The sequence below is a fragment of the Stenotrophomonas sp. NPDC077461 genome (assembly GCF_049545475.1).
Lineage (GTDB): Bacteria > Pseudomonadota > Gammaproteobacteria > Xanthomonadales > Xanthomonadaceae > Stenotrophomonas > Stenotrophomonas nematodicola.
The window spans coordinates 388651-411958 of sequence record NZ_JBMWDO010000002.1; the positions used below are offsets into that span (position 1 = coordinate 388651).

Here is a 23308-nt window from a genome sequence, read left to right on the forward strand (position 1 = left end):
CATGCTGGAATTCGCTCAAGAACGTTGCGGATGGTCCGCAAGGAGCCGGTTATGAAAAGTACAACCACCACTGCTTTGGTCGCCGCTGGCGCGCTGCTCGTCGGCGGTATCGCCACCGCCGCTTTCATGAAGAGCGGCACGTCCTCCCCGGATGCGACCACCGCGGCACAGAGCCGGCCCACCCTGGACACCACCCCGCTGACCGACGACGGTGCGCGCACCGATGCCGTGGCCCTGGAAGACAAGGCCGGCAGGCTGGAATACGCCGACGTGGTCAAGGTCGATCCGCTGACCCGCAAGGAGAAGGCCTACGCCACCGTGATCGGCACCGAGCCGGTGCGCGAGACCTCGACCACCCAGACCCCGCATGAGGTCTGCCAGGACGTGGTGGTGCAGGAACGCCTGCCCGAGCGCGACGGCAACGTCGGCGGTACGGTGGCCGGTGCGGTGATCGGTGGCCTGCTGGGCAACCAGGTCGGCGGCGGCAACGGCAAGAAGGCAGCGACCGCCGCCGGTGCGGTGGCCGGTGGCCTGATCGGCAACCAGGTGGACAAGCGCCACGTGGGGGGCCGTGTGGTCAACCGCACCGAGCGGCAGTGCCACACCGAAACGGCAACCTCCGAGTCGACGCGCGTCACCGGCTACAACGTGACCTACCGCAATGAAGACGGCACCACCGGCACCATGCGCATGGCCAGCAAGCCGGGCAACCGCATTGCGATGGGCACCAGCGACGCGGTCACCGGTTACAACGTGACCTACCGCTACGACGGCGTCGAAAAGACCGTCAAGATGGACAACAAGCCCAGCAGCGATCGCCTGCCGGTGATCGATGGTCAGCTGGTCACCCAGACCGCGTCGCTGGATGCCAACCGGCAGTAAGCGCCGCTTCTCCCCGAAGCATCGAACGACACGCCGGCCCTGCGCCGGCGTGCCGCGTTGTGGGGCCTGCCGTGCGGCCCACGTTCTGCGATCATGGCCGGCGTAGCCATTGGGACCGCCGCATGAGCATTGTCGATCTTGCCCTGGAAACCGACCGCCTGATCCTGCGCCCGCCGCGCGTCGAGGATTTCGATGCCTTCCTGCGCTTCTGCAGCGACCCGGAGGTGATGCAGTACCTCGGTGGCGTGATGCCCCCCTCGCAGGCCTGGCGCAGCTTCAGCTGCCTGGTGGGCAGTTGGCACCTGTATGGCTTTTCGATGTTCTCGGTGATCGAGAAGGCGACCGGCGCGTGGGTCGGGCGCATGGGGCCGTGGCAGCCGCTGGACTGGCCCGGCACCGAGGTCGGCTGGAGCATCTGCCGCGACAGCTGGGGCAAGGGATACGCGCCCGAGGCTGCGGTGGCCAGCATCGACTGGGCCTTCGACACACTGGGCTGGGATGAGGTGATCCATACCATCGAGCCGTCCAACGTCAATTCCCAGGCCGTGGCGCGCAAGCTCGGCAGCACGCTGCTGCGCATGGGCGAATTGCCGCCGCCGCATGCAGGCGTTCCGATGGAAATCTGGGGCCAGTCGCGCGCCCAATGGCGACAGCGCCGGCAGGCGTGAGCAGGATGCTGCACCCGCGCTTGGCAAGCCCGCCTGCTTGCGGCCAGACTCGCGGCTGCGGGCAGACCGCCCGCCAGTGATCCGAGAGGGTGGCAATGACGTCGGTACGGGCTCCGTTGACGGTGTATGGCATGTCCGTGTCGGGCAACTGCCACAAGGTGCGCATGCTGCTCGAACACCTCGGCAGCCGTTACGAGTGGGTGGAAGTGGACAGCGCCAACGGGCAGACCCACACGCCCCGGTTCCTGGCCCTCAACCCCAACGCCAAAGTGCCGCTGGTGCAGCGTGACGACGGCCGGGTGCTGCCCGAGTCCAATGCCATCCTGTTCTGGCTGGCCGAAGGTACGCCGTACCTGTCCACCGACGGCTGGGAGCGCGCGCAGACGCTGCGCTGGATGTTCTTCGAACAGTACAGCCATGAGCCCTGCGTGGCCGTGGCCCGCTTCATCCGCGGCTGGACCGCCATCGATTCCCCGCGCCGCGCTGAACTGCCGCAGCTGCAGGCGCGCGCGGCACAAGCCCTGGCGGTGATGGAGCAGCACCTGGCGCAGGCCGACTGGTTCAGCGGCCGCCACTACGGCATCGCCGACATCGCGCTGTTCGCCTACACCGATGTCGCCGCCGATGGCGGCGTGACGCTGGCGCCGTATCCGGCCGTGCTGGCCTGGCTGCGGCGCGTGCGCACGCAGCCCGGCTTCGTGCCGATGCCGCCGGTGTCGCCGCAGGTGCAGGCGTTGCTCGTACAGCCGGCCTGACCGGCACGTTTGATCGTTTCCGCAGCACCTCACGGAGGGTGATGGATGTTTGCCGTGGTTCCCGATCCGATTCCCGCACGCATGAAAGGCCTCAACCGGGCCGAGATCTGCGATACCAACTTCATCGACTTCGTGCAGCAGTGGCGCGGCCCGGCCGTGCCGCGGCCCGATCCGGGCGCGCCGATCCTGCCCGGCAGCACGCTGGACGCCCAGGGTTTCGGCGAGCTGCTGGAGTCCCAGCTGATCAGCCGCCACCTGGACCTGATGGCGCGCGTGCTGCGTGTGCAGAACAAAGTCTTCTACACGATCGGCTCGGCCGGGCACGAGGGCAATGCGCTGGTGGCGCGCCTGGCCCGGCACACCGATCCGGCGTTCCTGCATTACCGCTCCGGCGGCTTCATGGCCGAACGGTTCCGCAAGGTGCCGGGGATGGACCCGGTGATGGATGCGGCGTTGTCCTTCGCGGCCAGCCGCGACGACCCCGCCAGCGGCGGCCGCCACAAGGTGTGGGGCAGCAAGCCGCTGTGGGTGCTGCCGCAGACGTCCACCATCGCCTCGCATCTGCCCAAGGCGCTGGGAACGGCGATGGCGATCGAGAGCGGGCGGCGCATCGGCCATCGCCTGCCGATTCCCGACGACAGCGTGGTGATCTGCTCGTTCGGCGATGCGTCGGCCAACCACGCCTCCGCGCAGACCGCCTTCAACACCGCTGCGTGGGCCGCCCACCAGCGGCTGCCGGCCCCCATCCTGTTCGTCTGCGAGGACAACGGCATCGGCATCTCGGTAAAAACACCGGAGGGCTGGATCGCCGCGAGCTTCGGCCATCGGCCGGGCCTGGACTACTTCTTCGCCGATGGACTGGACCTGGCCAATGGGCATGACGCGGTCCAGCGCGCGCTGGTGCATTGCCGGCAGACGCGGCGGCCGACCTTCCTGCACCTGCGCACCACGCGGCTGATGGGCCATGCCGGTACCGATTTCGAGATCGAGTGGCGGCCGCTGGCCGAACTCTGCGCGGCCGAGGCAGCCGACCCGCTGCTGCGCTCGGCGCAGATCGCACTGGCCTCGGGCTGGATGACGCCGGATGCGCTGCTGGCCGCGTACGAGGCCGTGCGGCAGCGCTGCTTCGCGGCGGCGGACGAGGCCGATCGCCGGCCGAAGCTGTCCGCACTGGAGGACATCATCGCGCCGCTGGCGCCGTACTCGCCGGCGGCCGTGCGTGCCGAAGCCGAGCGCCTGCCGGACCCGGTGGCGCGCGAGGCGGCCCACGGCGGCGCGGCGCAGCTGCCCGAACGCCTGCCGCCGCGCCACCTGGCGATCCAGATCAACCAGGCGCTGCACGAGCTGATGGCCAAGTACCCCTCGACCCTGCTGTTTGGCGAGGACGTGGCGCAGAAGGGAGGCGTGTACACGGTCAGCAAGGGCCTGCTCAAGGCGTTCGGCCCGCGCCGGGTGTTCAACACGCTGCTGGACGAAACCATGATCCTCGGCATGGCCCAGGGCCTGGCCAACCTGGGCATGCTGCCGATCCCGGAGATCCAGTACCTGGCCTACCTGCACAACGCCATCGACCAGCTGCGCGGCGAGGCGTGTTCGCTGCAGTTCTTCTCCAACGACCAGTACCGCAACCCGATGCTGGTGCGTGTGGCCGGGCTGGGCTACCAGAAGGGTTTCGGCGGCCACTTCCACAACGACAACTCGATCACCGCGCTGCGCGACATTCCCGGCCTGGTGGTGGGGTGCCCCTCGCGGGGCGACGATGCGGTGCAGATGCTGCGCACGCTGGCCGCGCTGGGCCAGGTGGATGGCCGCGTGGCGGTATTCCTGGAGCCGATCGCGCTGTACATGACCAAGGACCTGCACGTGCCGGGCGACGGCCAATGGGTATTCGACTATCCATCCCCGGGCCAGCCGGCGATGCTGCCCGGCGAGGGGCGCGTGTACGCGCCGGACGCCAACGACCTGGTGATTTTCACCTTCGGCAATGGTGTGCCGATGAGCCTGCGTGCCGCGCGCGGCATCGAGGCGACGCTGGGCTGGCAGGTGCGCGTGGTCGACCTGCGCTGGCTGGTGCCGCTCAATGCCGGCTTCATCGCCGAGCAGGGCGCTACCGCGCAACGCATCCTGGTGGTGGACGAGGGCCGCCACAGCGCCGGGGTGGGGGAGGGCGTCATCACCGCGCTGGTCGAGGCCGGTCTCGGCCACCTGCCGCTGCAGCGGGTCTGCGGCGCGGACACCTATACGCCGTTGGCGGGGGCAGCAATCTCGGTGCTTCCAAGCGACAATGCCGTCCTGAGCGCCGCACGGGTGTTGGCGCAGGATCTCTGACGTATGTGTGGATTGGCAGGAATGCTGCTGCCCGCTCCCGGGCTGGAGCAGGCGACACTGGAACACCGGGCGCGCGCGATGGGCGATGCGATGGTCCATCGTGGGCCGGACGACAGTGGGGTCTGGGCAGATGCGGCCGCGGGCATTGCGCTGGCCCACCGCCGCCTGAGCATCCTGGACCTGTCGCCGCTGGGCCATCAGCCGATGGCCTCGGCCGACGGCCGCTACGTGCTGGCCTACAACGGCGAGGTCTACAACTTCGCCTCGCTGCGCGCTGAACTGGAGGCGCTGGGCCACGGCTTCCGCGGGCATTCGGATACCGAGGTGCTGCTGGCCGCGATCAGCCAGTGGGGGCTGGACGAGACCCTGCAGCGGAGCAATGGCATGTTCGCCATCGCGCTGTGGGACCGGACTGGGCAGTGCCTGTGGCTGGCCCGCGACAGGGTCGGCAAGAAGCCGCTGTACTACGGCTGGGCCGGCGGTGCGCTGGTGTTCGGCTCGGAGCTGAAGGCGCTGTGGCAGCACCCGGACTTCGACAACGGGGTGGACCGCGACGCGCTGACCCTGCTGTTGCGCCTGGACTACATCCCGGCCCCACACTGCATCCATGAGCGCTGCTTCAAGCTGTTGCCGGGCCGGGTGCTGCGGCTGGATGCGCAGGCAGTGGCCGCCGGCGCCGCCGCGCATCGCCCCGACCAGATGCAGCAGCCGTTCTGGAATGCGCGCGAGCGCATGCAGCAGGCGCTGGCAGCCCCGTTCGTCGGCAGCGATGAGGAGGCCGAAGAACGGCTGGATGCGATCCTGCGCGACGCCGTCGCACTGCGCATGGTGGCCGACGTGCCGGTGGGCGTGTTCCTGTCCGGTGGCACCGACTCGTCGGTGGTGGCCGCGCTGATGCAGGCGCAGTCGCCCACGCCGATCCACAGTTTCAGCATCGGCTTCGAGGGATCCCACCACGACGAAGCGCCGCTGGCCAAGGCGCTGGCCACCCACCTGCAGTGCGACCACACCGAGCTGTACGTCAGTGGCGCCGATGCGTTGGCGGTGGTGCCGACGTTGCCGGCGATGTTCGACGAGCCGTTCGCCGATGCCTCGCAGGTACCCACCGCCCTGGTGGCGCGCCTGGCGCGCGGCAAGGTGACCGTGGCGCTGTCCGGCGATGGGGGCGACGAGCTGTTCTTCGGCTATGGCCGCTATCAGCGCGCGCTGCGCAATTGGACGATGCTGGGCCGGGTGCCGGCGCCGCTGCGGCGCTGGATGGCCGCGCGCGCACGCGGGCAGGGCGAGGCCTCGCGTACCGGCGGGCTTGCTGCGCTGCTGGCCGAAGCGGGCGCACGCGGCATTGGGGATGTGTACCGCAACCGCATCACGCGCTGGCGCGATCCGGTGGCCGCGGTGCCGGGCGCTACGGCGGCGGGCAGCTTCTACGACCTGGCCGACCCGCTGCACGGTGCCGGCTCGCCGGCCGATGCGATGATGCTGGCCGATTTCAGCACCTACCTGCCCGACGATCTGCTGTGCAAGGTGGATCGCACCAGCATGGCGGTGAGCCTGGAGGCGCGCGCGCCGCTGCTGGACTGGCGGGTGGCCGAATTCGCCTGGTCGCTGCCGATGGCGCTCAAGCACCGCGACGGGGTCAGCAAGTACCTGCTCAAGCGCGTGCTGGGCCGTTATGTGCCGCAGGACATGGTGCACCGGCCCAAGCGCGGATTCGGCGCCCCGGTCAGCGAGTGGCTCAAGGGTGACCTGCGCGGCTGGGCGGACGAACTGCTCGACCCGGTGCGGCTGGCCGCCGAAGGCGTGTTCGATGTGGCCGCGGTGGCACCGCGGTGGCAGCAGTTCCAGCAGGGCGAGCGCAAATGGCATACGCACCTGTGGAATGTGCTGATGTTCCAGGCCTGGCAGGCGCACTGGCAGCAGGTCCGGGCAGGGGTCGCGCGCGGCTGACCGGCTGTCGCGCCGCATCCGGCGTGGCCTTCACCACTCGCGAAGGCCGCCCCGCCTAGGCTGGGCCTTCCCACGACTGGAGATGCCTTCATGCCTGAATTCAAGATTGCCGTGCTGGTGGGCAGCCTGCGCAAGGGGTCGCACAACCTGGCGCTGGCCCATGCGCTGGAAAAGCTCGCGGGCGACAAGGCCCGGTTCGACTATGTGTCGATCGGTGACCTGCCGCTCTACAACCAGGATTTCGACAGCCACTATCCTGCGCAGGGCGTGCGCCTGAAGCAGCAGATCCGCCAGGCCGACGCGGTGCTGTTCGTCACCCCCGAGTACAACCGCTCGGTGCCGGGCGTGCTCAAGAACGCCATCGACTTGGGCTCGCGGCCGTATGGCGACAGCGCCTTCGCCGGCAAGCCTGCCGCGGTCATCGGGGCGTCGGTCGGGGTGATCGGCACGGCCTTGGCCCAGCAGCATCTGCGCAACATCCTGGCCTACCTGGACATGCCGGTGCTGGGCCAGCCGGAAGCCTTCCTGCACTTCAAGGAGGGCCTGATCGACGCACAGGGCACGATCACCAACGCGGGCACGCAGGCATTCCTGCAGGGCTTCGTGGACCGCTTCCTGGCCTGGACCGGTACGCACGGCGGTCAGCATTGAGTCGGGTGCATCTGCGATAATGTGGCCCTCGACGGGTGCCGCAACGGCGCCCGTCGCCACCACGGCGCCGGCCCCGGCCGATGCGGCCGGCCGCCGCCGGCATGCCCCCAGCTCATCCACTGCTTATCCACAGAGTTGTGCATGGCTGCGGCAGTCGCTGCGTGCCTACCATGTCCAACGCCTCATACCCCGCAGGAAGTACGCTCCCATGTCCGCCCGTTCTGGCTTCCGTTCCGACCGCAAAGACCGCGGTGACCGTTTCGACCGCGACGAGATGCGCATCGACGCATTGCGTGTTCCGCCGCATTCGATCGAGGCCGAACAGGCGGTGCTGGGCGGATTGATGCTGGCGCCGGAAAGCTACGACCGGGTCAACGACCAGTTGACCGAAACCGACTTCTACCGCCGCGATCACCAGATGATCTACCGCGCGATCCGCGAGCTGTCCGAGCGTGATCGGCCGTTCGATGCGGTCACCCTGGGCGAGTGGTTCGAGTCGCAGGGCAAGATGGAGCTGGTCGGCGACGGCGCGTACCTGATCGAACTGGCCAGCACCACGCCCTCGGCGGCCAACATCGCCGCCTATGCCGAGATCGTGCGCGACAAGGCCGTGCTGCGGCAGTTGATCCAGGTCGGTACCGACATCGTCAACGACGGTTTCCAGCCCGAGGGGCGCGAGAGCAGCGAGCTGCTGTCGGCGGCGGAAAAGTCCGTGTTCGCGATCGCCGAGCAGGGCGCGCGTGGCCGGACCGATTTCGTGGCGATGCCAGGTGCGCTGAAGGACGCGTTCGAGGAACTGCGCAACCGCTTCGAGAACGGCGGCAACATCACCGGTCTGCCGACCGGCTACGCCGACTTCGATGCGATGACCGCCGGCCTGCAGCCGACCGACCTGATCATCCTCGCCGCGCGTCCGGCGATGGGCAAGACCACCTTCGCGCTGAACATCGCCGAGTACGCCGCGATCAAGTCCAAGAAGGGCGTGGCGGTGTTCTCGATGGAAATGTCGGCCTCGCAGCTGGCGATGCGCCTTATTTCCTCCAACGGCCGCATCAACGCCCAGCGCCTGCGTACCGGCCAGCTCGAGGACGAGGACTGGAGCCGCGTCACCGGCGCGATCCGGATGCTGAAGGAAACCAAGATCTTCATCGACGACACGCCGGGTGTATCGCCGGAGATCCTGCGCTCCAAGTGCCGCCGCCTCAAGCGCGAGCACGACCTGGGTCTGATCGTGATCGACTACCTGCAGCTGATGTCGGTACCCGGCAACAGCGAGAACCGCGCGACCGAAATCTCGGAGATTTCGCGCTCGCTCAAGGGCCTGGCCAAGGAACTGAATGTGCCGGTGATCGCGTTGTCCCAGCTCAACCGCTCGCTGGAAACGCGTACCGACAAGCGCCCGGTGATGGCCGACCTTCGCGAATCCGGCGCAATCGAGCAGGACGCGGACATGATCGTGTTCATCTACCGCGACGACTATTACAACAAGGAAAATTCCCCAGACAAGGGCCTGGCCGAGATCATCATCGGCAAGCACCGAGGCGGCCCGACCGGCTCGTGCAAGCTCAAGTTCTTCGGCGAATACACCCGTTTCGACAACCTGTCGCACGACTCGGTCGGCTCCTTCGAATAACGCCAATGGCGTTGAGGGGTTCGTTCGACGCGTGCCGGGGGCCTGGTCGGGCGTGCGGGCCGCTTGCCGGCTCTTCATGGACCCTCGGACGGACGTGGGGGGTTGCCGGCCAGCGGCCGGCACCACGGGGCTGTTCCTCCAGACCGATCCGGGGTTCGTCGGAGAACCGGAGGGTTTCGTCGCAAACAGCTTGAAGCCGGCCGGGCAGGGCGGCACGGTACTACCGCAGCGGCAAGGTGCCGCCCTGGAGACCGTCATGAAGACCCTGTTCGCGCTCGGTGTGTGGTGCCTGCTGTTCGTGCTGTGCTGGCCACTGGCGGTCCTGGCTCTGGTGGCGTGGCCCTTCGTCTGGCTGTTGAGTCTGCCGTTCCGCCTGGTGGGCATTACTTTCTCGGCACTGTTCGCGTTCCTGCGCGCGCTGTTGATGCTGCCGGCGCGGCTGCTGGGCGGGGGACCCGTGGCTGCGTGACCGCCGGTGGTGGCCACGTTGCCCCGGCGCAGCAGCCCCCTTTAGACTGCGGGCTGTTTTGTCCAACAGGGATGTGGAATGACGTTGTCCGATCAGGCGTTCATCGCGCTGTGCGAGCAGCACGCGCTGGGGCAGCACGCCGCTGTCCTGCAGCCCTGGCTGCGTCCGCGTGTCGGCTTCAGTCGCACGGCCGATGCGGACGCGCCGGTCGGGGCATCGCGCATCGGCGGCGGGCCCGACGTGCCCGCGGACTTCCAGTGGCCCATGCGCAACGGCCGACCACTGGATTTCCTGCTGCAGATCAATCTTGCCGACCTGCAGGGCCTGCAGTCGGGCCTGGACCTGCCCGCGCAGGGGCTGCTGTCGTTCTTCTACGATACCCAGGAACAACCCTGGGGCTACGACCCTGCGCATGGAGACGGCCACTGCATCGTGCTGCTGGAGGCGGGCGATCTGCAGCGCCTGCCTGCCCCCGATCCCGAGATGGCACTGCCACCGGCGGCGCTGGGCTTTCATCAGGGCTGGGGGCTGCCACATCCGTTCTCGGCCGATGGCGAACGCATGGTCGAGGCGTTCCAGAGCGATGGCATCGACTGGGACGATGATGAGGTCGCCGACGACTATTACGACCTGGTGGATGCGGTCGCCGATCATGGCGCGCCCACTGCGGGCGAGCGGCATGGGCTGGGCGGGTACTCGCACAACGTACAGGGTGACATGCGGCTGGAAGCGGAGCTGGTCAGTCACGGGCTCTACTGCGGGAACCAGACCGGCTACCAGGACCCACGCCGTGCGGCGCTGGAAGCGGGCGGTGCGGAATGGAGCCTGCTGCTGCAGCTCGATTCCGATGATCACGCGATGTGGGGCGATTCCGGGATGCTGTACGGGTGGATCCGCCAGAGTGATCTGGCCGCGCGGGATCTGTCGCGCACCTGGATGCGCCTGCAGTCCTGCTGAGCGAGTCGTGGCCCTCCCACAAAAAACCCCGCCAAGGCGGGGTTTTTCGTTGCACCGGGGGGGGTGCCGGCCAGTGGCCGGCAGCGCCCTCAGTTAGCCTTGTGGATCGACCGCTTGCCGACGGCCATCGCGGCGTCGTGCACCACTTCGGACAGCGACGGGTGGGCATGGCAGATGCGCGCCAGATCGTCGGCCGAGCCGCTGAACTCCATCGTCAGCACGCCCTCGTGGACCAGCTCGGACACGTTCGCACCGACCAGATGCATGCCCAGGATGCGGTCGGTTTCGGCGTGCGCCAGCACCTTCACGAAGCCGGCCGGCTCGATCATGGCGACGGCACGGCCGTTGGCGGCGAACGGGAAGCTGCCGGCCTTGTACGGAATGCCTTCGTCCTTGAGCTGCTGTTCGGTCTTGCCGACCCAGGCCAGCTCCGGCTCGGTGTAGATCACCCACGGAATGGTGTCGAAGTTGACATGGCCCGGCAGGCCCGCAATCAGCTCGGCCACCGCGATGCCTTCTTCGAAGCCCTTGTGCGCCAGCATCGGGCCGCGCACGCAGTCGCCGACTGCCCACACGCCATCGACGCCGGTGTGGCAATGGTCGTCCACTTCGATCTGGCCACGGGCGTTGATCTTGACGCCGGTGCCTTCGGCCAGCAGGCCCTTGGTGGCGGCGCGGCGGCCAACGGCCACCAGCAGCTTGTCCACGACCAGGCTCTTTTCGCCTTCACCATCGGTGTAGGTCAGGGCAACTTCCTTCTTCTTGCCCTTGCCGGTCACCTCGGCCTTGGAGACCTTGGCACCCAGGCGGATGTCCAGGCCCTGCTTCTTGAATTCCTTGGCGGCGACCTTGGCCACTTCGGCATCGGCGGCGGCCAGGAAGTCCGGCAGTGCTTCCAGGATGGTCACTTCCGCACCCAGGCGCTTCCACACGCTGCCCAGTTCCAGGCCGATCACGCCGGCGCCGATGACGGCCAGGCGGGCCGGCACTTCGGTGAAGTCCAGGCCGCCGACGTTGTCGACGATGGTGTCGCCGTCGAACTTGGCGAACGGCAGTTCGATCGAGTCCGAACCGGCAGCGATGATGACGTTGGTGCCCTTCAGCTCGACTTCCGAGCCGTCGTGCTGCTTGACCTTGACGATGTTGCCCGGCTGCAGCTCACCGAATCCGTAGTACGGGGTGACCTTGTTGGCCTTGAACAGCATGCCGATGCCGCCGGTGAACTGCTTGACGATCTTGTCCTTGCGGCCAATCATCGCCTCGACGTCCATCTTGGCGTCCTTGAAGCTGATGCCGTGGTCGCCAAAGATGTGGCCCATGTTCCAGAACTGGCGCGAGGAATCCAGCAGCGCCTTGGACGGAATGCAGCCCACGCGCAGGCAGGTGCCGCCGAGGGCGGGCTTGCCGTCCTTGCCCAGCGCAGCGTCGATGCAGGCGGTCTTCAGACCCAGCTGCGCGGCGCGGATGGCGGCGTGGTAGCCGGCCGGGCCGGCACCGATGACGACGACGTCGAATTGTTCAGCCATTGAGATAGTCCTTGTTGCTTTACCAGAACCCCTCCGCGCAGGCGCGGAGGGGCGGGAGGTCTTACAGGCCGAACAGCATGCGGCCCGGGTTTTCCAGCTGGTTCTTGATGTCCACCAGGAACTGCACCGAGTCCTTGCCGTCGATGATGCGGTGGTCGTAGGACAGCGCCAGGTACATCATCGGCGCGATCACGACCTGGCCGTTCTGGGCGATCGGACGCTCCTTGATGGCGTGCATGCCCAGGATGGCGCTCTGCGGCGGGTTGATGATCGGCGTGGACAGCAGCGAACCGAAGGTGCCGCCGTTGGTCACCGTGAAGGTGCCGCCCTGCAGTTCTTCCAGGCCCAGCTTGCCGTCACGCGCCTTCTTGGCGTAATCGGCGATGGTCTTTTCGATGTCGGCGAAGGACATGCGTTCGACGTTGCGCAGCACCGGGGTCACCAGACCCTTCTCGGTCGACACGGCGATCGAGATGTCCGAGTAGCCGTGATAGATGATGTCGTCACCATCGATCGAGGCATTGACCAGCGGGAAGCGCTGCAGCGCGTTGGCGGCGGCCTTCACGAAGAAGCTCATGAAGCCCAGCTTGATGCCGTGGGCCTTGACGAACTCGTCCTGCAGTTCCTTGCGCGCGGCCGAGACCTTGGACAGGTCGACCTCGTTGAAGGTGGTCAGCATGGCGGTGCTGTTCTTGGACTGCATCAGGCGCTCGGCGATGCGCTTGCGGATGCGGGTCATCGGCACGCGTTCTTCCGGACGTGCGCCACCGGCCTTGCCGGCACCGCCATTGCGGGCGAAGTTGACGATGTCTTCCTTGGTCACCGCACCGCGGCGGCCGGTGCCGTCCACGTCGGCCGGGTTCACGCCTTCGGTGATGGCGGTGAAACGGGCGCCCGGGGGCAGGGCGTCGGCGGCGCTCTTGGCAGCCGGAGCCGGAGCGGCGGCGGCGGCCGGCGCGGCAGCCGCCGGGGCGGCAGCGGCCTTCTTCTCTTCAGCGGCGGGTGCCGGGGCAGCCGCCACGGCACCTTCTTCGATGATGGCCACGACCTGGCTGGAGGTCACGGTAGCGCCGACGTCGAACTTGATTTCCTTCAGCACGCCATCGACCGGCGACGGCACTTCCAGAACGACCTTGTCGGTTTCCAGATCAAGCAGGTTTTCATCGCGCTTGACGGCATCGCCGACCTTCTTGTGCCAGGTGGCGATGGTGCCGTCGGCGACGGATTCGGGCAGTACCGGGGCTTTGACTTCGGTGGCCATGCGGGAGCTTCCTGGTTTGTCTTTTCTAGAATGAGGGAGGAGGTTATTCAGCGACCGAGTCGTTGAACGGGTTGACCAGCGCGTCGGCGATCAGCTTCTGCTGCTCGATGACGTGGTCAGCCATGTGTCCAGCGGCCGGCGATGCCGAACGGGCGCGACCTGCGTAATGGATGCTCTGGCCATCGGCCAGGCACGCCTGCAGGTGGTGGCGGATCTGGTACCAGGCACCCTGGTTCTGCGGTTCTTCCTGACACCACACCACATCGGCCGCCTTGCCGTACTTCTTCAGCTCTGCCGCCAGGGCCACGCGCGGGAACGGATACAGCTGTTCGACGCGGATGATGGCCACATCGTCCTGGCCGCGCTTGGTCTGGTCTTCCAGCAGGTCGTAGTAGACCTTGCCCGAGCACAGCACCACGCGCTTGACCTGCTTGGCGTTCGCGGTGGTGTCGCCGATCAGGTGCTGGAATTCGCCGTTGGCCAGCTCGTCCAGGGTCGACACGGCCAGCTTGTGGCGCAGCAGCGACTTGGGCGACATCACCACCAGCGGCTTGCGGGTGGTCATGCGCATCTGACGGCGCAGCATGTGGTACGCCTGCGCCGGGGTCGACGGCACGCATACCAGCATGTTTTCCAGCGCACACAGCTGCAGGAAACGCTCCAGGCGGGCGGAGCTGTGCTCCGGGCCCTGGCCTTCGTAACCGTGCGGCAGCAGCAGGGTCAGGCCACTGATGCGGCCCCACTTGGCTTCGCCGGCAGCGATGAACTGGTCGATCACGACCTGGGCGCCGTTGGCGAAGTCGCCGAACTGGCCTTCCCAGATGCACAGCGTGTTCGGATCGGTGGTGGAGAAGCCGTACTCATAGGCCATCACCGCTTCTTCGCTGAGCAGCGAATCGATGATGGTGGCCCGTTCCGGCGACTCGACCAGCTGGCGCAGCGGCAGGTAGTAGTTGTCGGTCTTCTGGTCGTGCAGGATCGCGTGGCGGTGGGTGAACGTACCGCGGCCCACGTCCTGGCCGACCAGGCGCAGGCTGTTGCCCTCGTCCAGCACGGTGGCGTAGGCCAGGTTCTCGGCAAAGCCCCAGTCGCCCGGGATTTCGCCGGCGGCCATCCTGCGGCGGTCGTCATAGACCTTGGCCACGCGCGAGTGCAGTTCCACGCCTTCCGGCACGGTGTTGATCAGCTGCGCGAGCTGCTTGAGCTTGTCGATGCCCACGGCGGTGGAGACCGGATCGGACAGCTTGCCGGCCAGCAGCTTCGGCCAGTCCACGTACATGCGGCTGGTGGCCGGGGTCTTCTCGACCGCGGCCAGCTCGGTGGTGACTTCACCGGCGTCGAGCTTGTTGCGGTACGCATCCACCAGCGCCTTGCCGCCGTCGGCCGGGATCACGCCCGCGGCTTCCAGCTTGGCGGCGTACAGCTCGCGGGTGGTCTGGTGCTTGCGGATCACCTGGTACATCAACGGCTGGGTGATCGCCGGTTCGTCGGCCTCGTTGTGGCCCCAACGGCGGTAGCACATCAGATCGATGACCACGTCCTTGGCGAACTTCTGGCGGAACTCGAAGGCAAGCTGGGCCGCGAACACCACCGCTTCGGGATCGTCGCCGTTCACGTGCAGCACCGGGGCGGCGATCATCTTGGCCACGTCGGTGGCATAGCGCGTGGAACGCGTATCCAGCGGGTTGGAGGTGGTGAAACCGACCTGGTTGTTGACCACGATGTGCACCGTGCCACCGACGGCGAAGCCGCGGGCCTGGGACATCTGGAACAGTTCCATGACCACGCCCTGGCCGGAGAAGGCCGCGTCGCCGTGGATCAGGATCGGCATCACCTGCTTGCGGGCAGTGTCGCCGCGACGTTCCTGGCGCGAGCGCACGCTGCCGGCCACGACCGGGTCGGCGATTTCCAGGTGCGACGGATTGAACGCCAGCGCCAGGTGGACGGCGCCGCCCGGGGTGGACACGTCGGCCGAGAAGCCCATGTGGTACTTCACGTCACCCGCCGAGGCGTGCTCGTCGTGATCGAACTTGCCTTCGAATTCGTCAAACAGCTTGCGCGGGCTCTTGCCCAGCGTGTTGACCAGCACGTTCAGACGGCCGCGGTGGGCCATGCCGATCACCACGTCCTTGACACCATCCTTGCCGGCGTCACGGATGATGGTGTCCATCATCGGGATCAGGGCATCGCCGCCTTCCAGCGAGAAGCGCTTCTGGCCGACGTACTTGGTATGCAGGTAGCGCTCGAGGCCTTCGGCCGCGGTGAGCCGCTCCAGCGTGCGACGCTGCGTGTCGGCATCCAGGTTGTAGTTGCCACCGGCCGATTCCAGGCGCTGGTACAGCCACTGGCGCTGCTCGACCTCGGAGATGTGCATGAACTCCGCACCGATCGACCCGGTGTAGGTCTTCTGGAGGCGCTCAAGCAGGTCGCGCAGCTTCATGCGCGGCTGGCCGGCGATGCCGCCGGTGCTGAACTCGCTGCCCAGGTCGCTCTCGGACAGGCTGTGGAACGGCAGCCCCAGGTCCGGCGGGTTGGTCGGCGGGGTCAGGCCCAGCGGGTCCAGGCGGGCACCGAGGTGGCCACGCGAACGGTAGGCGGTGATCAGACGGCCGACATTGCGCTCGCGCTCGTCGCCGGCACCGGTGGCCGTGGCGCTGTTGCCAGCGTTCTTGGCGGCTTCGGTGATATGGGCGATGACGGCCGAGTGCGGAATGTCACCGGCTTCGCGGCCCTTGAAGCCGTCGAAGTAGGTCTTCCATTTGGGATCGACACTGTCCGGAGAAACGAGGTACTGCTCGTACAGATCCTCGATATAGGAGGCGTTGCCGCCGGCGAGCTGCGAAGACTGCGCAAACTGCTTCAGTAGATTGTCCACGATGGAGGGTCGGATTCGCTTGTGGGGTAAGGCTTCGGTGAGAACCGGCAGGAAAAGTGAATAGCCCTGCGCGGGCGGTATCTAACTCCCCAAATTGTACCCCCATCGGGACAGGAAGGGGCGCCGGGGGGCCGCGCAGCGGTGCTGCGGTGTCATTCCCAGACAGGTTCGGGCACGCGGCGTGAGCTACAGGCCGAGCGCCCGCAGTTCCGTGCATTCACGCGAACGTTCCCATACGCGCTGCAAACCGTCCTGCAACGGTCGCGAACGTGCAGGCTGGTCGAGCCCGGCTTCGCCGTCGACGCGATGGCCGGCAAGACGAAAGTAGTAGTCCCCGCTGTCATTGACCAGACAGGCCGAGGCCACGGCGCGGTCTACCGGGTCCGCTACCTGGCGGACCCGGAACACGCTGGGCAGCCGCTGGAGCAGCCCCGGCAGAGGGGAGCCGCCCTGGGCGATGGCCGTGGCGTCATGCACGATCAGGCAGGCCTGCTTGTCGTGGCGGGCGGTGGCGAATCGGCGCAGTGCCGCCATCACCGGGGCGGCATCGAGCAGGCCCGGGTCGAGCTGGCGGCTGTGGATCCACAGGTGGCGCCGGGCGCGATGGACCAGCGCGGTGGTGATGGCCACGGCCTCGTCGAAGGTGGTGATGGTGGCCGCCCCGTCCAGCACGCGGCGCATGTGCTGATGGGCGATGCCGGCCTCCTCGAACAGGTCCCCGTCCGGCAGGAAGCCCTGACGGGCGTAGAAGGCGCGGGCCGGCAGCTGGGCGTGCAGGGCAATCTCGCGCCAGCCCCTTGCCCGGGCTGCCGCGACCAGAGCCAGCAGCACGGCCTCGCCGACGCCACGGCCGCGCCAGCCGGCCAGCACGGCCATGCGCCCGACGCGGCCGTCCGGGGTCAGCCGGCCGGCGCCGATCGGCTGGCCCCCGCTGTCGCGGGCCAGCACATGCACGCTGAGCGGGTCCAGCGCGTCGACCTCCAGCGTGGCGGGAACCCCCTGTTCGTCGACGAACACGCGCTGGCGCACCCGGTGCAGCGCGGCATGCTGCGCCGGGTAGGGGACCTCCTCGACCTGGAAGGCGGGGCCGGCCATGTTCAGCGGCGCGGGGTGCCGTCTGCGGGGCTGGCGTCGTCCTCGCCGTCGCTGTCGTCGAAATCGACGATCACTTCGATGCCATCGTCGTGGATGGTGACTTCGTGGACATCGGCGCGGACGTCCTCGACCTCGACCACCTCGACGGTGTCGCTGGCGTCGAGGATGGCGTACCCGGCAATGGCATCGCCCTGGTCCTCGTCGTCGTACGCGTCCTCGTCCTCATCATCGAAGGCGTTCGGGTCGAGCAGCTGGTAATGGCCGCCGGCCAGCAGCGCGTGGACGGCATCGCGGCCCTTGGCCGAGAGCTTCTGGTACAGCGGAGCGCCGAGCAGTTCGGTGGCGGCCAGCAGCTGGGCATCCTTCACCGACAGCGCGAACTCCAGGCCGCTGCAGTACAGGCTGGCACCGCGCTTGGCGCGCCGCCAGGCCATGCGCGACCAGGGGTGGCGCTGCAGCGCCAGGCCAGCGCCGAGGGCGGCAGCGACCTCTTCGGGCGGCACCGGTTCGCCGTGCGCCATCACTTCGCCGGCGGCGCGGTAGGTGGTGATGAAGCGGCCGAACCAGTCGCCGAGCTTGTCCGGGTCGTTCATGCGGATGGCATTGAGCGCGGCAACCACGCGGTTCATGGCGACCACGTCGATTTCGTTCGGGTCTTCGGGCACCTTCAGGTCCGGGTCTTGGTACCGGATGGACTCATCGGCATCCATGATCAGGGTGTCGAGGTAGTCGCTGATCAGTTCGGCCGAGGCCGGGGCGCGCATGCCGAAGGAGAAGGTCAGGCAGGGGTCTTCGGCAACGCCGTTGTGCGGGACGTTCGGCGGCAGGTACAGCATGTCGCCCGGGGCCAGCACCCAGTCGTGGGTCGGCTTGAAGCGGCGCAGCAGCTTCAGTTCGACGTCGTCGCGGAAATCCAGCGGCGGGCGCTTGCCCTTGATCGATTCGCTGGCGTCGATCTGCCAGCGGCGGTGGCCGTAGCCCTGCAGCAGGAACACGTCGTACTGGTCGACGTGGGCGCCGACCGAGCCACCAGTGGCGGCGAAGCTGATCATCACATCGTCCATGCGCCAGCGCGGCAGGAAGTCGAAGTGGCCGACCAGGGCGCGCACGTCCGGGTCCCACTTGTCGACGTCCTGCACCAGCAGCGTCCAGTCATGGTCGGGCATGCCGGGGAATTCTTCTTCCTGGAACGGGCCAGTGCGCACGGTCCAGCCGTCGGTGGCGCGGTCATGGCTGATCAGGCGGGCCAGGGCGCCTTCTTCGCAGGCCAGGCCGGCCAGATCTTCCGGCTGCACGGGGGTCTGGAAGTCGGGGAAAGCGCCGCGGATCAGCAGGGGGCGCTTCTGCCAGTAGTCGCGCAGGAAGGTGGCGGCGGGCATGCCCAGCGGGAGGCCGGGGCGGGCCTGGATTTCGATGACGGGGGTCTTGGTCTTGCGGGCGGCCATGCGGGAATCCTTGGAGCGTCTAGACGGAATGAGGGGGCGCAGCGGGTCACGCGCGCCGGCACGGCTATTGTCCGCTGGTTGGGCGGGATGTGCACCTGCGGTGGGATGTCGCGTACCGCCGGCGCGTTGCGTGCTGCGAGCTGGTGCGGGGCCGGGTGGCAGTCGTCGGCACGCGCAGAGCATTGGCGCCTCGTTGCGACGTGGGGGGCGGCGGCGGGTGATAGCCGCACACCGCACGGCCCGGCAGTTGTTTTTTGATCTTCCCTACCCGCCGGCCCCGAACCTGTACCCCATCAGCGAAAGGCTGTTCGCGCAAAAAAGAAGGGCACCGGAAACTCCGATGCCCTGCTGGGTTACAGGCGATGAAACGGCGGAATCAGACTGCCTTGGCAAGCTCCGCCGCCAGGCCGACGTAGCCGCCCGGGGTCAGTGCGCGCAGGCTCTGCTTGGCGTCGTCGGGCAGGTCCAGCGATTCCACGAAGGCCTTCATCGAGTCCGGGGTGATGCCCTGGCCGCGGGTGAGGGCCTTGAGCTGCTCGTAGGGGTTGGGCAGGCCGTAGCGGCGCATCACGGTCTGCACGGCCTCGGCCAGGACTTCCCACGAGGCGTCCAGGTCGGCATCCAGGCGTTCGGGGTTCACGGTCAGCTTGCCCAGGCCCTTGGCCAGCGAGTCCAGGGCGACCTGGGTGTGGCCGAAGGCGGTGCCGACCGCACGCAGCACGGTGGAGTCGGTCAGGTCGCGCTGCCAGCGGCTGATCGGCAGCTTGGCGCTGAAATGCTCGAACAGGGCATTGGCGATGCCGAAGTTGCCTTCGGCGTTTTCGAAGTCGATCGGGTTGACCTTGTGCGGCATGGTCGAGGAGCCGACTTCGCCTTCCTTGAGCTTCTGCTTGAAGTAGCCCAGCGAGATGTAGCCCCAGACGTCGCGCGCCAGGTCGATCAGGATGATGTTGGCGCGGCGCGCGGCATCGCCGATCTCGGCGACGTTGTCGTGCGGCTCGATCTGGGTGGTGTACGGGTTGAACACCAGGCCGAGGCTTTCGACGAAGCGCTGGGCGAAGGCCGGCCAGTCCACGTCCGGGTAGGCGATGACGTGGGCGTTGTAGTTGCCCACGGCGCCGTTGATCTTGCCGGTCAGTTCGACCGCGGCGATCTGGCGGCGCTGGCGCTCCAGGCGGGCGACGACATTGGCCACTTCCTTGCCCAGGGTGGTCGGCGAGGCGGTCTGGCCGTGGGTGCGCGACAGCATCGGCTGGGCGGCCTGGGCGTGGGCGAGGGCGCGCAGGGTGGCGGCGATGCCGTCCAGCGACGGCAGCAGCACCTCGCGGCGGGCCTGTTCGAGCATCAGGCCATAGCTGAGGTTGTTGATGTCTTCGCTGGTGCAGGCGAAATGCACGAATTCCAGCGCCGGGCCCAGCTCGGCGTCGGCCTTGAGCTGTTCCTTGATGAAGTACTCCACCGCCTTGACGTCATGGTTGGTGGTGCGTTCGATCTCTTTCACCCGCGCGGCGTGGGCCGGGGCGAAATCATCGGCCAGGGCGCGCAGGCGCGCCGCAGCGGCGGCGGAGAAGGGCGCCAGCTCGGCGATGCCCGGTTCGTTGGCCAGGGCCAGCAGCCATTCCACTTCGACCTTCACGCGGGCCTTGATCAGGCCGTATTCGGAGAAGATCGGGCGCAGCGCATCGACCTTGCCGGCGTAGCGGCCATCGAGCGGGGACAGGGCGAGCAGGGCGAATTCGGACATGGCAGGGGCAGGGCGATGACGACGGGGGCCGTCATTCTACGCTGCCCCGGCGGTTCCGGCGGGTTCGGCTGCCATCCGTACGGTCACTGCCTGGATGCGGTGGCCCGCCATGCGCTTGACCGTGAAGGTGTGGCCGTCGATCTGCAGCTGATCGCCCTCCTCGGGCAGGCGCTGCAACTGGTGGACGATCAGCCCGCCAACCGAATTCAGGTGCTCGGGGCCGTCCAGGTCATGGCCCAGCAGCCGTTCCAGGCGGAAGATCGAGGTCGAGCCGGCCACCAGCAGGGTGCCGTCCGCGCCACGGGTGGGCGCGTCCTTGACGATGTGCGGGTGCTCGTCCTCGATGTCGCCGACCACCACTTCGAGCAGGTCTTCCAGGGTGAAGTAGCCCAGGATGCGGCCATGCTCCTCCACGCACAGCGCCAGATGGGTGGTGCCGGTGCGGAAACGCTCCAGCACCAGCGGCACCGGGGTTTCCAGGGCGATCAGGTTGGCAGGGCGCAGCAGGGGGCGCAGATCGCCGGTCGGCTTGCCACGCGCGATCTCCACCAGCAGGTCCTTCATGTGCAGGATGCCCAGCACCTCCTCGCCATCGCGGTCGAACCACGGATAGCGGCTGTAGCGGCTCTCGGCGAATTCGGCCATCACCTCGTCCAGGCCCATACCATCGCGGAACGCGCGCAGATGGTCGCGCGAGCGCATCAGGTCGCCCGCCACCAGCTCGGGCAGTTCCAGCGCGTGGCTCATCAGCGTCAGGTCGTGGTCCGGTGCATCGCCGGTCGGCTGCTGGCGGCCGACGATCAGCTTCAGCTCCTCGCGCGAATAGCGGTGCGAGGTGTGTTCAACGTCGCCCCAGCCGGCCAGTCGCAGCAGGGCATTGGCGCTGTTGTTGAGCAGCCAGATCGCCGGGTACATCGCCCAGTAGAACAGGTAGAGCGGGGCGGCGGTCCACAGCGACATGCGGTCGGGGCGGCGGATCGCCATCGACTTGGGCGCCAGTTCGCCGAGCACAATGTGCAGGAACGAAATCACGCTGAAGGCGATGATGAAGGCGGTCAGGCGCGAGGCATCCGCGCTCATGCCCACCGCGTCGAACAGCGGCTGGAGCAGGTGCGCGAAGGCAGGCTCGCCCACCCAGCCCAGGCCCAGCGAGGACAGGGTGATGCCGAGCTGGCAGGCCGACAGATAGGCGTCCAGGTGCGAATGCACGTTGAGCAGCAGGCGGCCGCGCCAACCGTGCTGTGCGGCCAGGCCCACCGCCTGGGTATGGCGTAGTTTGACCAGGGCGAACTCGGCGGCAACGAAGAAGCCGTTGAGCAGCACCAGGCCGAAGGCCAGCAGCAGAAGGAGCAGATTGCCGATCATGGTCGGCCCCGCGATGGCGTCGTCATCGGCATGGCGGTGTACAGGCCGGCGCGCGGCGCGGGCAGCGGTGCGTGCGCGTCGGCACGCCCGGAACTACTGTCGGGGTCGTCACCCATCGGGGCGGAGTGCTTTCTGAATGGACGTGGATTCCGAGTCTAGCCGATGAGTGGCACGCTTGGGTTTCATCGCGGCATCGGAGTATCGTGCGCAGAGCCGCCAGCCAGGGAATCGGGCCCGTTGCCAGCCGCCATTCCCTTTCCACACTGAAAGAATCGCGGAGTCATGCAATGAGCAAGGGTTTCAGGATCGAACACGACAGCATGGGTGAGCTGCAGGTGCCCGCCGATGCGTTGTGGGGCGCGCAGACGCAGCGTGCAGTGAACAATTTCCCGGTGTCCGGCCAGCGCATGCCGCGCGGGTTCATCCGCGCGCTGGGGCTGATCAAGGGCGCGGCCGCGTCGGTGAATGCCGAGCTGGGCCATCTGCCGAAGAACATCGCCAAGGCCATCGAGCTCGCGGCGGCCGATGTCGCCGACGGCCGCCATGATGCGCACTTCCCGATCGACGTCTACCAGACCGGGTCGGGCACGTCGTCGAACATGAATGCCAATGAGGTCATCGCCACGCTCGCCAACCGCGCGGGCAAGGCCGGCAAAGTCGCGGTGCACCCCAACGACCACGTCAACCAGGGCCAGAGCTCCAATGACGTGATTCCCACCGCGCTGCGCGTGTCGGCGCTGCTCGGCGTGCACGAGCAGCTGCTGCCGGCGCTGGTGCACCTGCGCAAGACCATCGACAGGAAAGGCCGCAGCCTGCGCAAGGTGGTCAAGACCGGCCGCACCCACCTGATGGATGCCATGCCGCTGACCTTCGAGCAGGAGTTTGGCGCGTGGTCGGCACAGCTTGCATCGGCGCAGGCGCGCATCGAGGACAGCCTCAAGCGGCTGCGCCGGCTGCCGCTGGGCGGCACGGCGATCGGCACCGGCATCAACGCCGACCCGCGCTTCGGCGAACGCGTGGCCAAGGCGCTCAAGCAGCAGACCGGGGTCAAGTTCGACAGCGCCGAGAACAAGTTCGAAGGCCTTGCCGCGCAGGACGATGCGGTGGAACTGTCCGGTCAGCTCAATGCGCTGGCGGTGGCGATGATCAAGATCGCCAACGATCTGCGCTGGATGAATGCCGGTCCGCTGGCCGGGTTGGGCGAGATCGAACTGCCGGCGCTGCAGCCGGGCAGCTCGATCATGCCGGGCAAGGTCAATCCGGTGATTCCCGAAGCGACGGTGATGGTGTGCGCGCAGGTGATCGGTCACCACACCGCGATCACCGTCGCCGGGCAGACCGGCAACTTCCAGTTGAACGTGACGCTGCCGTTGATTGCCGCCAACCTGCTGGATGGCATTGGTCTGCTGGCCAACATCTCACGCCTGCTGGCCGACACGGCGATCGCCGGGCTGACGGTGCGCGAAGACCGCGTGCGCGAAGCGCTGGGCCGCAACCCGATCCTGGTGACCGCGCTGAACCCGATCATCGGCTATGAAAAGGCCGCTGCGATCGCCAAGCGTGCGTACAAGGAACAGCGGCCGGTGCTGGACGTGGCCAAGGAGGACAGTGGGCTGTCGGAGGCCGAACTGCGCACGCTGCTCGATCCGGCAGCACTGACGGCCGGTGGCATCCACGCCGGCGGCGGCGGCGGTTGATCCCTGTTGT

Annotated in this window: 17 protein-coding genes; 10 read left to right on the forward strand and 7 right to left on the reverse strand. The window is 67.7% G+C overall.

What is annotated here, in order from left to right; translation table 11 throughout:
- Nucleotides 1-51 precede the first annotated feature (51 nt).
- The 9 genes from ACPEH8_RS06405 to ACPEH8_RS06445 all read left to right on the forward strand — a co-directional run bounded on the left by ACPEH8_RS06405 (nt 52) and on the right by ACPEH8_RS06445 (nt 10290).
- On the forward strand, nt 52-882 hold the full coding sequence (locus ACPEH8_RS06405; RefSeq protein ID WP_026070858.1) for a glycine zipper 2TM domain-containing protein: 831 nt from the start codon (nt 52-54) through the stop codon (nt 880-882).
- 122 nt (nt 883-1004) lie between these two features.
- Nucleotides 1005-1550, forward strand: coding sequence for a GNAT family N-acetyltransferase (locus ACPEH8_RS06410; RefSeq protein WP_136003353.1), 546 nt, complete (start codon nt 1005-1007; stop codon nt 1548-1550).
- Between the two features lie 95 nt (nt 1551-1645).
- Entirely contained in the window at nt 1646-2305 is a 660-nt protein-coding gene (locus tag ACPEH8_RS06415; protein ID WP_423666311.1) for a glutathione S-transferase family protein, read from the forward strand.
- A gap of 45 nt (nt 2306-2350) precedes the next feature.
- Nucleotides 2351-4633: a thiamine pyrophosphate-dependent enzyme gene (locus ACPEH8_RS06420; protein ID WP_423666313.1), complete on the forward strand. Its 2283-nt coding sequence runs from the start codon at nt 2351-2353 to the stop codon at nt 4631-4633.
- A 3-nt stretch (nt 4634-4636) separates the two neighbouring features.
- Entirely contained in the window at nt 4637-6580 is a 1944-nt protein-coding gene (gene asnB / locus ACPEH8_RS06425; protein ID WP_423666315.1) for an asparagine synthase (glutamine-hydrolyzing), read from the forward strand.
- Between the two features lie 90 nt (nt 6581-6670).
- Complete coding sequence (locus ACPEH8_RS06430) at nt 6671-7231, forward strand: NADPH-dependent FMN reductase (RefSeq protein WP_017357570.1); 561 nt, start codon at nt 6671-6673, stop codon at nt 7229-7231.
- A gap of 208 nt (nt 7232-7439) precedes the next feature.
- Nucleotides 7440-8864, forward strand: a complete 1425-nt coding sequence (locus tag ACPEH8_RS06435; RefSeq protein ID WP_017357569.1) for a replicative DNA helicase — start codon at nt 7440-7442, stop codon at nt 8862-8864.
- A gap of 256 nt (nt 8865-9120) precedes the next feature.
- Entirely contained in the window at nt 9121-9333 is a 213-nt protein-coding gene (locus tag ACPEH8_RS06440; protein WP_017357568.1) for a hypothetical protein, read from the forward strand.
- A 78-nt stretch (nt 9334-9411) separates the two neighbouring features.
- Nucleotides 9412-10290, forward strand: coding sequence for a YwqG family protein (locus ACPEH8_RS06445; protein WP_136003358.1), 879 nt, complete (start codon nt 9412-9414; stop codon nt 10288-10290).
- Between the two features lie 89 nt (nt 10291-10379).
- Here ACPEH8_RS06445 and lpdA read toward each other — a convergent pair whose 3' ends face one another.
- From lpdA to ACPEH8_RS06480, 7 genes are all read right to left on the reverse strand, one after another.
- Complete coding sequence (gene lpdA, locus ACPEH8_RS06450) at nt 10380-11816, reverse strand: dihydrolipoyl dehydrogenase (RefSeq protein WP_136003360.1); 1437 nt, start codon at nt 11814-11816, stop codon at nt 10380-10382.
- A gap of 61 nt (nt 11817-11877) precedes the next feature.
- Complete coding sequence (gene sucB / locus ACPEH8_RS06455; RefSeq protein ID WP_136003362.1) at nt 11878-13077, reverse strand: dihydrolipoyllysine-residue succinyltransferase; 1200 nt, start codon at nt 13075-13077, stop codon at nt 11878-11880.
- A 43-nt stretch (nt 13078-13120) separates the two neighbouring features.
- A complete protein-coding gene (locus ACPEH8_RS06460) occupies nt 13121-15952 on the reverse strand; it encodes a 2-oxoglutarate dehydrogenase E1 component (RefSeq protein ID WP_136003364.1) in 2832 nt (943 codons plus the stop codon).
- Between the two features lie 186 nt (nt 15953-16138).
- The gene (locus ACPEH8_RS06465; protein WP_313161072.1) at nt 16139-17047 is read right to left on the reverse strand and encodes a GNAT family N-acetyltransferase; all 909 of its coding nucleotides are present in this window, start codon (nt 17045-17047) and stop codon (nt 16139-16141) included.
- A 2-nt stretch (nt 17048-17049) separates the two neighbouring features.
- Nucleotides 17050-18492, reverse strand: a complete 1443-nt coding sequence (locus tag ACPEH8_RS06470; RefSeq protein ID WP_153165381.1) for a cupin domain-containing protein — start codon at nt 18490-18492, stop codon at nt 17050-17052.
- Between the two features lie 376 nt (nt 18493-18868).
- Nucleotides 18869-20236: an adenylosuccinate lyase gene (gene purB, locus ACPEH8_RS06475; protein WP_017356477.1), complete on the reverse strand. Its 1368-nt coding sequence runs from the start codon at nt 20234-20236 to the stop codon at nt 18869-18871.
- Nucleotides 20237-20272: 36 nt separating this feature from the next.
- Nucleotides 20273-21601, reverse strand: coding sequence for a hemolysin family protein (locus ACPEH8_RS06480; protein WP_423666317.1), 1329 nt, complete (start codon nt 21599-21601; stop codon nt 20273-20275).
- Between the two features lie 287 nt (nt 21602-21888).
- Here ACPEH8_RS06480 and ACPEH8_RS06485 point away from each other — a divergent pair, with 287 nt between their 5' ends.
- The gene (locus ACPEH8_RS06485; protein ID WP_166473193.1) at nt 21889-23298 is read left to right on the forward strand and encodes a class II fumarate hydratase; all 1410 of its coding nucleotides are present in this window, start codon (nt 21889-21891) and stop codon (nt 23296-23298) included.
- Nucleotides 23299-23308: the final 10 nt, after the last annotated feature.

Bases quoted from the DNA above. Each gene is read 5' to 3' on its own strand.
- ACPEH8_RS06410 (WP_136003353.1), top strand. From the start codon at position 1,005: ATGAGCATTGTCGATCTTGCCCTGGAAACCGACCGCCTGATCCTGCGC.
- ACPEH8_RS06480 (WP_423666317.1), bottom strand. From the start codon at position 21,601: ATGATCGGCAATCTGCTCCTTCTGCTGCTGGCCTTCGGCCTGGTGCTG.
- ACPEH8_RS06470 (WP_153165381.1), bottom strand. From the start codon at position 18,492: ATGGCCGCCCGCAAGACCAAGACCCCCGTCATCGAAATCCAGGCCCGC.
- ACPEH8_RS06445 (WP_136003358.1), top strand. From the start codon at position 9,412: ATGACGTTGTCCGATCAGGCGTTCATCGCGCTGTGCGAGCAGCACGCG.
- asnB (WP_423666315.1), top strand. From the start codon at position 4,637: ATGTGTGGATTGGCAGGAATGCTGCTGCCCGCTCCCGGGCTGGAGCAG.
- ACPEH8_RS06430 (WP_017357570.1), top strand. From the start codon at position 6,671: ATGCCTGAATTCAAGATTGCCGTGCTGGTGGGCAGCCTGCGCAAGGGG.
- ACPEH8_RS06485 (WP_166473193.1), top strand. From the start codon at position 21,889: ATGAGCAAGGGTTTCAGGATCGAACACGACAGCATGGGTGAGCTGCAG.
- ACPEH8_RS06440 (WP_017357568.1), top strand. From the start codon at position 9,121: ATGAAGACCCTGTTCGCGCTCGGTGTGTGGTGCCTGCTGTTCGTGCTG.
- ACPEH8_RS06465 (WP_313161072.1), bottom strand. From the start codon at position 17,047: ATGGCCGGCCCCGCCTTCCAGGTCGAGGAGGTCCCCTACCCGGCGCAG.
- ACPEH8_RS06405 (WP_026070858.1), top strand. From the start codon at position 52: ATGAAAAGTACAACCACCACTGCTTTGGTCGCCGCTGGCGCGCTGCTC.
- lpdA (WP_136003360.1), bottom strand. From the start codon at position 11,816: ATGGCTGAACAATTCGACGTCGTCGTCATCGGTGCCGGCCCGGCCGGC.
- ACPEH8_RS06415 (WP_423666311.1), top strand. From the start codon at position 1,646: ATGACGTCGGTACGGGCTCCGTTGACGGTGTATGGCATGTCCGTGTCG.
- sucB (WP_136003362.1), bottom strand. From the start codon at position 13,077: ATGGCCACCGAAGTCAAAGCCCCGGTACTGCCCGAATCCGTCGCCGAC.
- ACPEH8_RS06420 (WP_423666313.1), top strand. From the start codon at position 2,351: ATGTTTGCCGTGGTTCCCGATCCGATTCCCGCACGCATGAAAGGCCTC.
- purB (WP_017356477.1), bottom strand. From the start codon at position 20,236: ATGTCCGAATTCGCCCTGCTCGCCCTGTCCCCGCTCGATGGCCGCTAC.
- ACPEH8_RS06435 (WP_017357569.1), top strand. From the start codon at position 7,440: ATGTCCGCCCGTTCTGGCTTCCGTTCCGACCGCAAAGACCGCGGTGAC.